The organism is Stenotrophomonas sp. YJH_SMC_46 (assembly GCF_059370315.1).
In genome coordinates this window covers 1-13,858 of the sequence record NZ_JCAFTO010000008.1, presented here as the reverse complement: position 1 = coordinate 13,858, position 13,858 = coordinate 1, and the positions used below count along the sequence as shown (strand labels likewise).

Annotated in this window: 14 protein-coding genes; all 14 read right to left on the bottom strand. The window is 67.3% G+C overall.

The features are described from left to right. Window positions 1-2: 2 nt before the first annotated feature. Complete coding sequence (locus AC5P8C_RS19640) at window positions 3-1,388, bottom strand: FliI/YscN family ATPase (RefSeq protein WP_495219272.1); 1,386 nt, start codon at window positions 1,386-1,388, stop codon at window positions 3-5. Then, complete coding sequence (locus tag AC5P8C_RS19635; protein WP_021203864.1) at window positions 1,385-2,026, bottom strand: FliH/SctL family protein; 642 nt, start codon at window positions 2,024-2,026, stop codon at window positions 1,385-1,387. The genes AC5P8C_RS19640 and AC5P8C_RS19635 overlap by 4 nt, the downstream gene beginning before the upstream one ends. Then, entirely contained in the window at window positions 2,023-3,009 is a 987-nt protein-coding gene (gene fliG, locus AC5P8C_RS19630) for a flagellar motor switch protein FliG (RefSeq protein ID WP_024958226.1), read from the bottom strand. The genes AC5P8C_RS19635 and fliG overlap by 4 nt, the downstream gene beginning before the upstream one ends. Window positions 3,010-3,016: 7 nt before the next feature. Then, window positions 3,017-4,663 carry a flagellar basal-body MS-ring/collar protein FliF gene (gene fliF, locus AC5P8C_RS19625; RefSeq protein WP_010485928.1) on the bottom strand — a complete coding sequence of 549 codons (1,647 nt, stop codon included), beginning with the start codon at window positions 4,661-4,663 and terminating at the stop codon, window positions 3,017-3,019. A gap of 13 nt (window positions 4,664-4,676) precedes the next feature. After that, window positions 4,677-5,042, bottom strand: coding sequence for a flagellar hook-basal body complex protein FliE (fliE, locus tag AC5P8C_RS19620; RefSeq protein ID WP_005409552.1), 366 nt, complete (start codon window positions 5,040-5,042; stop codon window positions 4,677-4,679). A gap of 878 nt (window positions 5,043-5,920) precedes the next feature. Next, window positions 5,921-7,426, bottom strand: coding sequence for a sigma-54 dependent transcriptional regulator (locus tag AC5P8C_RS19615; protein WP_495219271.1), 1,506 nt, complete (start codon window positions 7,424-7,426; stop codon window positions 5,921-5,923). Then, complete coding sequence (locus tag AC5P8C_RS19610; RefSeq protein ID WP_005409556.1) at window positions 7,423-7,800, bottom strand: response regulator; 378 nt, start codon at window positions 7,798-7,800, stop codon at window positions 7,423-7,425. Before AC5P8C_RS19610 ends, AC5P8C_RS19615 begins: the two co-directional genes overlap by 4 nt. A 14-nt stretch (window positions 7,801-7,814) precedes the next feature. Beyond that, complete coding sequence (rpoN, locus tag AC5P8C_RS19605) at window positions 7,815-9,224, bottom strand: RNA polymerase factor sigma-54 (protein ID WP_495219270.1); 1,410 nt, start codon at window positions 9,222-9,224, stop codon at window positions 7,815-7,817. Window positions 9,225-9,661: 437 nt separating this feature from the next. Then, window positions 9,662-10,294, bottom strand: coding sequence for a response regulator (locus AC5P8C_RS19600; RefSeq protein ID WP_005413261.1), 633 nt, complete (start codon window positions 10,292-10,294; stop codon window positions 9,662-9,664). Between the two features lie 92 nt (window positions 10,295-10,386). Next, the gene (locus AC5P8C_RS19595; protein ID WP_019659609.1) at window positions 10,387-10,965 is read right to left on the bottom strand and encodes a PilZ domain-containing protein; all 579 of its coding nucleotides are present in this window, start codon (window positions 10,963-10,965) and stop codon (window positions 10,387-10,389) included. Then, complete coding sequence (locus AC5P8C_RS19590; protein WP_021201752.1) at window positions 10,962-11,255, bottom strand: hypothetical protein; 294 nt, start codon at window positions 11,253-11,255, stop codon at window positions 10,962-10,964. Before AC5P8C_RS19590 ends, AC5P8C_RS19595 begins: the two co-directional genes overlap by 4 nt. Then, window positions 11,252-11,668, bottom strand: coding sequence for a flagellar export chaperone FliS (gene fliS, locus AC5P8C_RS19585; RefSeq protein WP_019336597.1), 417 nt, complete (start codon window positions 11,666-11,668; stop codon window positions 11,252-11,254). The genes AC5P8C_RS19590 and fliS overlap by 4 nt, the downstream gene beginning before the upstream one ends. A gap of 128 nt (window positions 11,669-11,796) precedes the next feature. Continuing rightward, on the bottom strand, window positions 11,797-13,215 hold the full coding sequence (fliD, locus tag AC5P8C_RS19580) for a flagellar filament capping protein FliD (protein ID WP_019659611.1): 1,419 nt from the start codon (window positions 13,213-13,215) through the stop codon (window positions 11,797-11,799). 441 nt (window positions 13,216-13,656) lie between these two features. After that, the coding region (locus AC5P8C_RS19575; RefSeq protein ID WP_495219269.1) for a flagellin at window positions 13,657-13,858 on the bottom strand (202 nt) is incomplete at its 5' end.

Here is a 13,858-nt window from a genome sequence, read left to right as displayed (position 1 = left end):
GCTTAACTCTCTTGTTCCACCAGGCGCTGCAGCGCCGCCTGGCTGTGCGGGAGATCTGCGGCCTTGGCAACGTCCTGGCCGAGGAACTCCATGATTTCCGGCCAGCGTTCCAGGGCTTCGTCGGTGGCCGCGTCGTTGCCGCGCTGGTAGGCACCGATGGCGATCAGGTCGCGGTTGGCCGAGTAGGCCGAGACCAGTCGCTTCAACTTGCGGATGCGCAGGCGCCACGGCTCGTCGGCGATTTCAGTGACCACACGGCTGACCGACGATTCGACGTCGATGGCCGGGTAGAGGCCGCTGTCGGCCACGCGCCGCGAGAGCAGGATGTGGCCGTCGAGGATCGCGCGCGCTGCATCGGCGATCGGATCCTGCGGATCATCGCCTTCGGTCAGCACCGTATAGAACGCGGTGATCGAGCCACGGCCCTTGGCGCCGTTGCCGGCGCGTTCGACCAGTGCCGGCAGCTTGGCGAACACCGACGGTGGGTAACCGCGGGTGGTCGGCGGCTCGCCGACCGACAGGCCGATCTCGCGCTGCGCCTGGGCGAAGCGGGTCAGTGAGTCCATCAGCAGCAGCACGTTCAGGCCCTGGTCGCGGAACCATTCGGCGATGGCGGTGGCACGGTAGGCGCCGTGCAGGCGCGCCAGTGGCGGTCGGTCGGCGGGGCTGGCCACCACCACGGCGCGGCGCAGTCCTTCTTCGCCCAGCGTGGTCTCGACGAAATCGCGGACTTCGCGGCCACGTTCACCGATCAGGCCGACCACGATCACGTCGGCGGCGGTGTAGCGGGTCATCATGCCCAGCAGCGTCGACTTACCGACGCCAGAACCAGCGAACAGGCCGACACGCTGGCCGCGGCCGATCGGCAGCAGCGCGTTGATCGCACGCACGCCCACGTCCAGCGGCTGGGTGATCGGTTCACGTGCCAGCGGATTGATCGACACGCCGGCCATGCCGACACGGCCCTCGGCGCGGATCGGGCCCTTGCCGTCCAGCGGCACGCCGTCGCTGTCGATGACGCGGCCGAGCAGGCCTTCGCCCACTTCAACGCCGCCACGGCGTGCGGACGGCACCACCCGCGCATTGGGCAGCAGGCCGTGCAGTTCCGCGCTCGGCATCAGGTAAGTGCGCTCGCCGGCGAAGCCGACCACTTCGGCATCGACCCAGCCACCATCGACCACTTCCACCTTGCAGCTGGCACCCAGCGGCGCTTCGCAGCCGACCGCTTCCAGGGTCAGTCCGACCGCGCGGCGCAGCACGCCTTCGCGGATCAGGCCACGGCCATGGGCGGTATCCACGCGCAGGCCGTCGAGCCGACGGGCCAGGCGCAGGTTGCGGGCCATGGCCCAGTCGGCCGGTGGCGGCGTCGGCTGCGGATCGGGATTCATGTATTGGCTCCGGTCTGGCGGATCACCGCGTCCAGCGCGCCGCGCAGGCGCGCTTCCAGGGTGCCGTCGATGCGCACCGCTTCGGCGTGCACGCGAAGATCGCCGCGGCTGAGACTGGTATCCGGCACCAGGCGTTGCTGTGGCGGCAGGCTCAACAGCGGGGCGAGCGCGGCGATGTCGTCCGGGTGCAGCCGCACTTCGACCTCGCGGGTGCTGCCACCCACCGCGTCGATCGCCTCACCGACCAGCTGTGCCAGCAGTGCCGGCTCAGCTTCGTAGGCACGGCCGACCAGCGCACCGGCGATGCGTACGGCCAGCTCGCCGAGCGCGCCGACCACTTCGTTTTCCAGCCGCACCAGCGGTCGGCTGAAGTTGTCGAGGATGCCTTCGATCTGCGCGGCGAGGCGACGCACTTCGGCCTGGCCCTGGCCGTAGCCTTCGGCATGGCCGTGCTGGAAGCCTTCCTTCTCGGCGCTGTCCTGTATCGCCTGGATTTCCTCCAGCGTCGGCAGCTGCAGCGGTGGCTCGGGTTCATGCTCCGGGTCCGGCTCGGTGAGTTCGAATGCATCCTCCTGCTCCAGCGCCGGTTCGGGCTGGGCCAGCAGGTCCGGGGCAAGCCAGCGCACGACGTTGCTCACAGCATGGCCTCCGCGCTGCCGCCGATGGTGACGGTGCCTTCATCGGCCATGCGCTTGACGATGGCCAGGATCTCGCGCTGGGCGCCTTCCACGTCGGACAGGCGCACCGGTCCACGGGCCTCCATGTCTTCCAGCAGAATCTCGGCCGCGCGCTGCGACATGTTGCGGGTGATCTTGTCGCGCACCTTGATGTCGGCGCCGCGCAGGGCCAGGCCCAGGCGCTCGCCGCTCACTTCGCGCAGCACAAGCTGCATCTCGCGGTCATCCAGGTCGACCAGATCGTCGAACACGAACATCAGGTCCTGGATGCGGTTGCTCAGCGGCGCATCGATGCGGGCGATCTCGCCCAGGATGGCCTGATCCTGGCCGCTGTCCATGAAGTTCAGGATGTTGGCCGCGCACTGCACGCCACCGATGTTGGACGATTTCAGGTTCTGGTTGCCGGCGAACTGGCGCTCCATGATCTCGTTGAGTTCATTGAGTGCGTTCGGCGGAATGCCGTCGAGGGTGGCGATGCGCAGCAGCACGTCCACGCGGGTACGGTCCGGCAGCAGCTTCAGCGCGTCGGCGGCCTGGTCGGTTTCCAGGTGCGCCATCACGATGGCGATGATCTGCGGGTGCTCGTTGCGCACCAGGTCGGCCACCGCACGCGGGTCCATCCATTTCAGCGCGTCCAGGCCGGTGGTGTTGCGGCCCAGCAGGATGCGGTCGATCAGGTTGCCAGCCTTCTCGCTGCCCAGCGCCTGCACCAGCATGTTGCGGATGTAGTCGTCCGAACCCACGCCCAGCGAGGTCTTCGAGCCCAGCTCCTGGCCGAACTGGTCCATTACCCGTTCCACCTGCTCGCGGGTGATGTCGGTCATGGTGGCCATGGCGATGCCGATCTTCTGCACTTCCTTGGGTTCCATGTGGCGCAGCACTTCGGCCGCGTCCAGCTCACCCAGGGACAGCAGCAGCACGGCCGCGCGCTGCACGCCGGTCAGTTGTGCCTCAGTCATTGGCCACCCAGCCCTTGACCACCTGGGCCACGCGCTTGGAGTCGGTCTTCACGGCTTCACGCGCCATCCGCAGTCGTTCCTCATATGAATCCACCGGCAGGGCCAGTGCATCCGGCCCGCCCAGGCTGGCCCGGTCGGCGCCCAGCGCCGGCAGCGGCATGCCATCGTCATCGACCAGCTGCACGTCCGCGGTGTGCGGTTCCAGTGCCTGTTCGTCGTTCTTCCTGTTCTGGCCGGTGATCGCACGCAATGCCGGGCGCAGCACGCCGAACAGCAATGCCAGCACCACCACGGCGCCCAGCAGCATGCGGCCGGCATCGTGCACCCACGGCAGCTCCCACCAGGCCGGGCCTTCGACCGGCGTGGTATCACGCACGAACGGGGCGTTCATCACCGACACGGTATCGCCACGCTCGGCATTGAAACCGACGGCCTGCTTGACCAGTGCCTCGACGCGGGTCAATTCGGCGGCCGACAGCGGCTGCGGGCTGACCTTGCCGTTGGCGCCGGCGCGCGGCACGTTGTCCACCAGGACCGCCACCGAGACGCGCTTGATGCGGCCCGCCGGCTGACGGGTGTGCTGCAGGGTGCGGTCCAGCTCGTAGTTGCGGGTGGCGTTCTTGCTGCTTTCGGTCGGCGCCTGCGCGGTGGCCGGCGCGGCCTGCTGGCCCGGCGGGCTGTTGCTGGTCGCGCCCGGCACGCCCTGCGGGCCCGGGGTGCTGGTGGTGTTCTCGCTCATCTGCTCGCTGCGCAGCTTCTGCGGTTCACCGTTGTAGAGCTCACGGGCTTCCTCGGTTACCGAGAAATCCATGTCCACGCTCACTTCCGGGTTGACGCGGCCGGGGCCGGTCATTGGTTCCAGCAGCTCGCGGATGCGCTGGTTGAACGAGGTTTCCTGGCGGCGCACCTGTTCGAACTGGGCAGCGTTGACCGCCGCCTCACTGTTCGGGTCGCTGACGCTGAGCATGCGCCCGCTCTGGTCGACCACGGTCACCCGTTCCGGGGCGAGATCCGGGATGCTGGCCGCGACCATGTGCACGATGGCGTCCACCTGGCTGCGTTCCAGCTGCTGGCCGCCACGCAGTTCCAGGGTCACCGAGGCGCTGGCCACGTCACGCTGGCGGGTGAAGGCGCTGGGCTTGGGAATGGCCAGGTGCACGCGCGAATCGCGCACCGGGCGCAGCGTGTTGATGGTGCGCGACAGCTCGGTTTCCAGCGCATGCTGGTAGCGCGCGCTTTCGACGAACTGGCTGACGCCGAAGCCCGGGTCGCGCTCCATCAGCTCGAAGCCGAGCTTGCCGCTGTCGGTCAGGCCGGAGCCGGCCAGCTTCAGGCGCGCGTCGTGCAGGTTCTTTTCCGGCACGGTGATGCCACCGGTGGCCGGGTCGAGTGCGAACGGAATCTGCGCGGCGCGCAGCAGGTCGGTCGCTTCAGCGGTCGCCTTCTGGTCCAGGCCGGTGTACAGCGGGACCATGCCCGGCTTCTGCGACCAGAAGAACACGGACAGGCCTGCCGCCACCGCCACCGCGATCATCGCCATCAGGCCCAGCCGACGGGTGATCTGCAGACTCTGCAGGCGGTCGAACCATTGCCCGGCCTTTTCGGCGTTCAGGCTGTCCTTGGAGAGCGTCAGTGCCATGCGTCTCTATTCCTTACAGCGGCATGTTCATCACGTCCTGGTAAGCCTGGACGAGACGGTTGCGAACTTCCACGGTGGCGCGGAAGGCGATCTGGGACTGCTGCGAGGCGACCATCACCTTGGCCAGGTCGGCGCTGGGGTCGCCCATTTCGAAGGCCTTGGCGAGGGCGCCGGATTTCTGTTGCGCATCGTTGACGCCGGCAATCGCACCACGCAGGGTTTCGGTGAAGCTGGCCGGCTGGGCCTGCGGTGCATCGAGCACCGTGCCCGGCAGGGCGTTGCTGCGCGGCGTTTCGCCCAGCGGGTTGAGCGCCGGCTGTCCCATCTGGGTCTGATAGGAGCGGATCTGCGAAAGGATCGAAGTGACGGAGTGGGACATCTGCAACGGTTCCAGAAACAGGGATGGGGTTGTCTGCTGGAGCCAGTGCAAGTGCCGTGCCGAAACCGGTTTTCGATTCAGTGACGTGAGGGTGTGGGTGTTTGGTGGCAGGGCTGCGCCCTGCACCCGCCGACGCGACGTCAACATCAACGTCAAAATCGGGCTATCCGTGGGGTGGCGGGGTGGGTCCGGTTGCGGGGGACGCCGTGAATACGTCCCTGTAGGCTCGGTCGCGCCATCCATGGCGCTCACGCCCCCGCAACCGGACCCACCCCGCCTTCGACAGTTGGCCGCGATCTGTTGGAACCTGCTGCTGATGGTGCTTCTGATGGTGGTGGGTGCCGACCGTTGGTCGGCACGGGGTCGGATCCGGTTGCAACGCAACCGGCTCTGACTCCGGTCGTGGCGCCATTTAACCGGCGTCGGTTTTCTGGCCTAGGGCTGCAGGGTCCATCGGCCGGAATTCTGGCGCTGGCGCGGGGCGATGGGGCCGTCGTGCTGGGTGTAGATGAAAGGGCCCTGGCGGTCTGTCTGGCAGGTCAGCAGGAGGGTGTAGTAGGCGGGACCGGCTGGGTGGCTTTCAGTCATCTGGATTGGGCAGGGTGCAGCCGGTGGCGGCGGCAATGCCGGGGCAGAGCAGGGCGGCGAGCAGGGTGAGGCGATGCATGGTGGAGCCTCGTTGGGAGGTCTCACTCCATCCTCCGGAACGCGGCAACGTTGTCTGTAGGAGCTTGTGCAAATGCGCGGCGTTGTCAGCGCGCGGCCACGGTCTCTATCCACACATGGCGTGGATCTACTGACGTCGTGCAGCGGCGCCAAAAACACCAACGCCTGGGCAAGCCCAGGCGTTCGTGCCCCCTTCATGCTGACAGCGCGCTTCAGCCGGCCAGTTCGGCCTGCTCGCGTTCGATGCCGTACTTGCGCAGCTTTTCGACCAGGGTGGTGCGGCGCAGGCCGAGCAGCTGGGCGGCGTGGGCAACCACGCCCTGGGTGCGTTCCAGTGCTTCGTTGATCAGGCCCAGTTCGATGCTGGCCATGTGGTTGCGCAGGTCCATGCCTTCGTCGGGCAGGGCGGCCGGTGCCGCCGGGCGATTGACGGCGATGCCGTGCTCCAGCGCCGGCTGGTTGCCGCTGCCTGGGGTGTGGAACGAGAAGCTGCGCAGGTCCAGGCGTTCTTCGTTGGCAACCGTAGCTGCCGGTGCCGGTGCAGCCACCGCTGCCAGTGCGGCATCGCCACGGTAGCGGGCCGGCAGGTCCTGCACGCGTACTGAACCGCCCGGATGCAGCACCGCCAGGCGCTCGACCAGGTTGGTCAGCTCGCGCACGTTGCCTGGCCATTCGTAGCTGGACAGCGCCTGCAGCGCTTCGGGAGTGAAGCGCACTTCGCCACGGCCGGTGCGGGCCAGCTGCGCGGCGATGGTTTCCACCAGCGCCGGCAGGTCCTCACGGCGCTCGCGCAACGCGGGCACTTCGATCGGGAACACGTTGAGGCGGTAGAACAGATCCTCGCGGAACTTGCCCTCGGCGATGCGGGTCTCCAGGTCGCGGTGGGTCGCGGCCACGACACGCACGTTGCAGCGGATGGTCTGGTTGCCACCGACGCGCTCGAAGCTGCGTTCCTGCAGCACGCGCAGCAGCTTCACCTGCATCGGCAGGCTCATGTCGCCGATCTCGTCGAGCAGCAGGGTGCCGCCTTCGGCCATTTCGAAACGGCCCTTGCGCGCGGTCAGTGCGCCGGTGAACGCACCCTTTTCGTGGCCGAACAGTTCGCTTTCCAGCAGGTCCGGCGGAATGGCGCCGCAGTTGATCGCCACGAACGGGCCATCACGGCGCGGCGAGCGCTGGTGGATCGCACGCGACACGACTTCCTTGCCGGTACCGGATTCGCCCAGCACCAGTACGGTGGTATCGAACGCGGCGACCTGCTCGATCATGGTACGCAACGCAGTCACCGCCGGGCCGTTGCCGGTCGGGCCTTGATCCTGCGCGGCACCGGCCTGGTGCTCGGCGTCCAGGCGCTTGAGGCTGGCGCGGCGCAGCAGGGCTTCCATCTGCGCATGGCGCAGTGGCGTTTCCAGCGGCCAGATGTTGGCTTCGTGCAGGCCGTGCTGCTGCGCGAACGCAGCGGCATCACCGTCGGCCAGCAGTACCGGCGGCGGCAGGCTGCTGCCGCCCAGCCAGTGATATAGCGCGGTGCTGGCGGGGCTGTCGTCCAGGCTGCCGACGATCACGGCCATCCAGTCGTTCTGGCGCTGGCGACCCAGGTCGAAGTCGGCTGCGTCGGACACCCAGCGCGGGTTGAAGTCCATGAATTCCAGCAGGGCAACGGTGCGCTCCGCGCGCACGGCGTCGTTGTCCAGCACCAGGATGCGCGATTCGCTCACGACTGTTCCTCCCTGAGGCCTTCCAGGATCGGCATGACTTCCTGGATGTAGGACAGCTTGCTGACAAAGTTGTCGGCGCCGGCGCGCAGCGCGTGTTCGCGGTGCTCGGCGTCGTCGAAATGGCTGGCGATCACGATGTACGGTGCGTCGTCCTGCGACTTGATCAGGCGGGTGGCCTGCAGCCCCCCCATTTCCGGCATGGCCAGATCCATCAGCACCACCTGCGGGCGCAGCGTTTCCGAGCGCTCGATCGCTTCCAGGCCGTTGCCGGCGCTGCCGACGATCTGCAGCCAGTCGATCTTGCGGAAATGGCGCATCGCCGCGTTGATGAAGCCCTCGTGGTCATCGACCAGCAGGACCGTGAGCTTGTTCATGTCCAACATCCTTTTCAGCCCACCCGGGCCAGCTGGGGTTGCCTGGCGCTGAGCCGGCGCCGTTCGCGGGCCGGGGCGATATCCAGTTGTTCTCGGTATTTTGCGACGGTTCGGCGGGCAATGTTTACCCCCTGGCGCGACAGCAGGCCGGCAATGGCCTCGTCGGCCAGCGGGCGGCCGGCCGGTTCGGCGTCGATCAGGCGGCGGACCATGGCCTTCACGGCCTGGCCGGAGACGCTGGCGCCTTCCAGGCGCACGGCGAAGAAGTGCTTCAGTTCGAAGGTGCCGCGCGGGGTCTGCAGGAACTTGCCGGTGGTGATGCGCGAGACGGTGGACTCGTGCATGCCGATTTCCTCGGCCACTTCCTTCAGGGTCAGCGGCGCCATGGCCTCTTCGCCACGCACCAGGAACGCGGCCTGGCGCTCGACGATCACCCGCGCGGTGCGCAGCAGGGTGTCGTAGCGCATCGACAGGCCGCGGCTGAACCAGCGCGCTTCCTGCAGCATTTCGCGCAGTGCCGGTGCGGCCTCGCTGGTCTCGGCCAAGGCCTGTTCGTACTGGCTGTTGATCGAGACCCGGCGGCTGGTGGCCGGGTTGAGGGCGACTTTCCACTGGCCGTCGGCGTGCCAGGCGACCACGTCCGGTACCACCACGGCATTGCGTTCGGGCAGCAGGTTGTCGCCCGGGCGCGGCTGCAGCGACAGGATCAGGCGCACGGCTTCGCGCACGTCGTCGATCTCGGCGTCGTGCAGGCGGGCGAGGGCGGGGTAGTCGTGTGCGGCCAGTGCTTCGAGTGCGCCGTCGAGAATGCGGGTAGCCAGGTGGCGGGCGGGAACCGCGCCATGCAGGCTGCGCAGCTGCGCCTGCAGGCCTTCGCGCAGGTCCTGTGCAGCCATGCCGGCGGGCTCACCGTGCAGCAGCTGCTGGCGGATGGCCTCGACGCCGTTGGCGGCGATATCGAACTGGGCGCTGGCAAGCAACTGCAGCTGGTCCAGCGGTGCCTGCAGGTAGCCGGCCTCGTCGCAGTGATCGAGCCAGAACGCGGCCACCGCCAGTTCGCGGTCGTCCATGTCCAGCGACAGGCGCTGAAGCACACGCAGCTGCGGGTCGGTCGATTCGCCGGCGGCGATGCGCGCCATGCGGTCGTCGTCGCCGTCTTGCCAGCTGGCGCCGACCACGTCCCACATCGAAGACTCGGGCAACTCGTCGAACGCGGCGGTTTCCAGCGTGGTCGCGCTGGCCTCGGTGGCGTCGGCGGCAGGCGCTTCGGCCTCTTCGATTTCGAGCAGCGGGTTGGAGTCCAGCAGGCGCTGGATTTCCTGCTCCAGGTGCAGGCCGTCGAGTTGCAGCAGCCGGATCGACTGCAGCAACTGCGGGGTGAGGTGAAGTTGTTGGCCCAGCTGGGTCGAGAGTGCAGCCTTCATCGTGGTTCCCCGGCGCCGCTCCCCGGCGCCTTGTGGAACGCATCTTGCTTTTGATCCGGCGGGGGCGGAATCAGGGGGTTCCTGAGGGGCTTGGTGAATGTCCTGACAGGGTGTAGGGGTATTCCCTACATCGACGCGGATTGTTGACGATGATCGCTGCTAAGTTGCTGATTTCCGGTGCAAGGCCAGGGTTGATCGGGCTGCGCCGTGTACGGATTCCTGTCGGGGAGTGTCAGGGCGACGGGAATTCGTCGCTGGGTGCGGGTTGGCTGCGTCGGCTGTCGATAGAGACGATCACCGGTAGAGTCGACTGTCAGTCGACTGCTCTCCGATCAGACCAAGGAAAGTCCCGCGCTTCGCGCGCAAGTCGACTGGCAGTCGACTCTACCAACAGCCCACTCCACCCAGCCATCGCTTCGTCACGCCGAGGCTGGCGCTTACTCCAGCTCGTGCTGGTGGCGCGCGGCCAGCAGCAGCAGATCGTTGGCGCGGCGGCAGCCGAGCGATTCCATCATGCGTGCGCGGTGAGTCTCCACCGTCTTGACGCTGATGCCGAGGTCGGCGGCGATTTCCTTGTTGCTCTCACCCTTGCCGATGCGGCGCAGGATCTCGCGCTGGCGCGGCGACAGCGCGGCGATGCCGGTGGGCTTCTCGCGGCCCAGCATCGGTGCCAGCATCTTGGCGGAGATCTGCGGGCTCAGGAACACCTGGCCGGCGTGCGCGGCGCGCAGCGCCAGTTCCAACTCCTGCGGTGCTGCATCCTTGACCACGAACCCGACCGCGCCCCGATCCAGCGCATCGCGCACGTGAGCGGCATCGTCGTGCATGGTCATCATCACCACCCGGGTACCGGGCGCGCGCAGGCGGATGTCGCTGAGTGCTTCCAGGCCGGTGCGGCCCGGCAGCGAGAGGTCCATCAGCACCACATCCGGTGCGTGCTGCAGGGCCAGCTGCAGTGCCTGCTCGGCGTTGCTGGCCTCGGCAACAAGCTGCACGTCGGCAAACCCCTGCAGCAGCCGCGCCAGGCCGGCGCGGACGAGGGTGTGATCGTCGACGATGAGAACTCGCACAGGCACGCAACAGATCCGTGTAGGGGAGTCCACCTTAACTTAGCTGAACGGGCGCGCCAAGGCTTGCCCGCAAAGCGTGATGGTGGCAGGTTTCAGCGGGCGCGGCGCGCCTCGGCCACCTGGCGGCGGTGCAGGCGGAACAAGTGCCGCTCCATTGCCATCTCAAGGCCATCGCCAAGACGCTGGAAACGCAGCCACAGGTAGTGACCGCCGCCACCGTCCGCCGCTTCGGCGATCACTTCCACCGGCAGGTCGATATGGTCGGGCAGCCAATCGCTGGGCTGCAGGCGCACCACGCCGGCCTGGCCGGGGCTGGCGCCACTGCGTGGGCCCAGCTGCAGGCGGATGCCGCGGCGCGACCAGCGCACGGGGCGCAGGGTCAGTTCCTGGCCCTGCTGGCGTACCAGCCGGCCGAGCAGCACCATCGCCAGATCCAGCTTGGCCTCCAGCCGCTGCAACTGCAGGCTGGCCTCATTGCGGTCGTCATGTTCGTCAACGCGGCTGTCTTCAACCAGCGCCAGGCTGCGCAGCAGGCCTTCGGCGCTGCTGGTGCGACCGGCCGCGCTGCCTGCCTGGAACTCGGCCGGCAGGGCCAGCTCGCAGCTGAGCGTCTCGTCGAACAGCTCGCTTTCAGCCGGGTGGTGCAGCGACGTGGTCGGCAATTGGGTCATGCCAGCGATTCTGCCTGCAGGTAGGCATGCGCTGCGCGAAGGGAACGCTGGCCGTCATTCATCAGTGCTGCCACCGCATCACGGCGCTGGCGCAGCAGGCCGAGCAGATTCTGCTGGCGATCGAACAGCGCAGCCAGCGGTGCGTGGTCGGTGGCGGCCAGCGGCTGGCTGAGCAGCGCATGCAGCGTGCTGTCGTGGCCATCGAGCAGGCTGTCGGCCTGGTCGAGGGACTCTTCGCCCAGGGCCTTCTCGAAGGCATCCAGCTGGGCGTGCAGTTCGTGCAGGCTCATGGCGCCACCGCCGCCGGCCGGCGCTGCTCGTGCGGGATCGCGTTCCAGGCGCTGTCGATCTCGCCCAGCAACTGCAGCGATTCATCCAGCGCGGCACGGTCGTTGTGCAGGTTGGCCTCGGTCAGGCGCTGCAACACGTAGTCGTACAGTGCCGACAGATTGCCGGCGATCTCGCCGCCGGCTTCGTGATCCAGCGAGCCGTTGAGGTGGCCGACAATCGCGCAGACTTCGCCGATCGCCTTGCCCTTTCCGGCCTGGTCGCCACGCTCAAGACTGGCCTGGGCACGGCGTACGCGCTCCAGCGCGCCCGCCAGCAGCATCGCCACCAGCTTGTGCGGATCGGCGTCGGCAACCGCACTGGTCACTCCCACCTGGCGGTACTGCTCGGCATATTGACGGCTGGAACCGTACATTCGTGATTCTCCTTGCGCTGGGTGCCGTCGGGTGGTCGTGGGGACCGTGGCCGGCGGTGCGGCGTTGATTGCTGTTGCGTCCGTTATCGGTGCGAACCACGCCAAACTTGAGCGTTGCACGCCGTCCTTTAGCGGTTCAGCTGTGCCAGCTGCTGCTGCAGTGCGGTGTTGCTCTGCTGCAGCTTGCCCATCAGGCTGTCGAGCGCCAGGAACTGCTTCTTGTAGCGTTCCTCGACGTTCTTCATGCGCGTGTCGAGGTCCTTGCGGCGCTTGTCGATGTTGTCCAGCGTGGTGTTCAGGCCCTTGGTGCGGGCGACGAACGCCCCTTCCTTGCCGACGGTGGTGCTGACATAGCCGTCGACCATGGTGTACAGGGTGCCAGCACCGCCGGTGTCGCCGGTGATGGCCGAGCGGATCTTCTCAGGCTGGCTGGCCAGTGCGGCGGCAAACTTGGTGGTATCGAGAACGAGGCTGCCGTCGGCGTTGGGATAACCGCGGGTCTGCAGGCCCAGCACCTTCGGATCCAGGCCGTCGGCCGAGAGCTCCTTCAACACGCTCGACATCATCGAACGCAGCTGGCTGGAGGCGCCGCGCATCTGCGCGTCACCCGTCAGGGTGGCGGCTTCCTTGGTCTTGGCGTCGTATTTGGTCTCCGAGTTGATCGCCGCGATCGCCGCGTTGTAGGCGGTCACGAATTCCTGCATGACCTTGGTCGCTGCGGCCGTGTCGGTGCTGATCACCACGGTACTCTTGCCGGGAACCTTCAGGTTCAGGGTCAGGCCCGGTACCGCATCGGTCACCGTATTGCTGGCACTGACCACTTTGACGCCGTCGATGGTCAGTTCGGCGTCCGCAGCGGCCGTGTTTTCTTTCAGGCTGCCTACCAGTGCACCCAGCTTCGGGTCGCTGCCTGCATACTCCAGCTTGATCGCGTTGGCGGCACCGGTCTTTTCCTGGGCGATCGACAGATACTGGTTGTCGCCCGAGCTGATAAGCGTGGCCTGCACGCCTTCCTTGCGCCCGGCGGCATCGATCTTGTTGCGGATGGTGGTCAGCGTGTCGCCGTCCTCCACCGTCACGTTCATGGTCTTGGCCTTGTCGCCCACGCCAACGGTCAGCGTCAAGGTTCCGGCACCGAAGGTGTCGGTCTTGGGCACCGAGGTATCGGCGATCAGCTTGTGTGCCGTGGCGAGGGATTTCACCTCCACCTGGTGCGTGCCGTTGGAGGCCGCTGCCTTGGTCGTGCCCACGTCGTACAACGCGACCGACGCCGTCAGCACATCATCTGCATTGTTCGGACCGGCCTTGCCGGTGGCGGTGACGGTGCGGGTATCGAAGGCCGTCGTGGCCTTGAGGGCCGTCAGCGCGGTCTTCAGCTTGTCGAAGGCCGCCGTAACGGTGCCGATCGACGACAGCTGCATCTTGGCCTTGGACTGCTGCAGGTTCAGCGCATTGTCGGCGGGCTTGCGGTCAGCTGCGACCAGCTGGTTGACGATGCTGGAAATGTCCAGCCCCGAGCCAATGCCACCGTATCCAAAGTCTGCCACGTCGTTTCTCCTGGTATCCGGGCCTGGCCGTCGTGCGGCGGCCCGTCGTCAACGAAAATAGCGGCCTGCGCCGCTGGGTCTTGAGGACTTCGTTGATGCATGCGCCGTGCCAATGGTCTGGCGCAGGTTCTGGCACGCAGATTGCAGGAGGGTTGGGGCAGGGTGCGGGGACATTCACCGCAGGCTGCCGGGGGTCTGCAAAAAGCCCTCCCCCAATGCAGGGGAGGGATCAGGCTACTGACAATCGGGGGGAGACGAAGCCGCCCGGTACGTACAGTCAAAGGTACAGCGCTGAAAGAGAGGTCCGCAGGAGCGGGCGATGCCGAGCCGGTTCGGGAGGTTTCCCGGGCCGGGCATGGCCCGCGCCTTCGAGCACCATGGCTTCCAGGTTGCCGCTACCGTCGATTCACTTCGACGGTAGCGGCGCCTTCTTGCCGTGGATCAGCGCAGCAGGCTGAGCACGCCCTGCGGCACCTGGTTGGCCTGGGCCAGCATGGCCGTGCCGGCCTGCTGCAGGATCTGGGTGCGGGTCAGCTCGGCGGTTTCCTTGGCGAAGTCGGTGTCCTTGATGCGGCTGCGCGAGGAGGACAGGTTTTCCGACGAGGTCTGCAGGTTGGCCACGACCGAGGTGAAGCGGTTCTGG

Coding starts and splice junctions, on each gene's coding strand:
- AC5P8C_RS19640 (WP_495219272.1), bottom strand. CDS start 1,388: ATGAATCCCGATCCGCAGCCGACGCCGCCACCGGCCGACTGGGCCATG.
- fliF (WP_010485928.1), bottom strand. CDS start 4,663: ATGGCACTGACGCTCTCCAAGGACAGCCTGAACGCCGAAAAGGCCGGG.
- fliE (WP_005409552.1), bottom strand. CDS start 5,042: ATGTCCCACTCCGTCACTTCGATCCTTTCGCAGATCCGCTCCTATCAG.
- AC5P8C_RS19610 (WP_005409556.1), bottom strand. CDS start 7,800: ATGAACAAGCTCACGGTCCTGCTGGTCGATGACCACGAGGGCTTCATC.
- rpoN (WP_495219270.1), bottom strand. CDS start 9,224: ATGAAGGCTGCACTCTCGACCCAGCTGGGCCAACAACTTCACCTCACC.
- AC5P8C_RS19595 (WP_019659609.1), bottom strand. CDS start 10,965: ATGACCCAATTGCCGACCACGTCGCTGCACCACCCGGCTGAAAGCGAG.
- AC5P8C_RS19590 (WP_021201752.1), bottom strand. CDS start 11,255: ATGAGCCTGCACGAACTGCACGCCCAGCTGGATGCCTTCGAGAAGGCC.
- fliS (WP_019336597.1), bottom strand. CDS start 11,668: ATGTACGGTTCCAGCCGTCAATATGCCGAGCAGTACCGCCAGGTGGGA.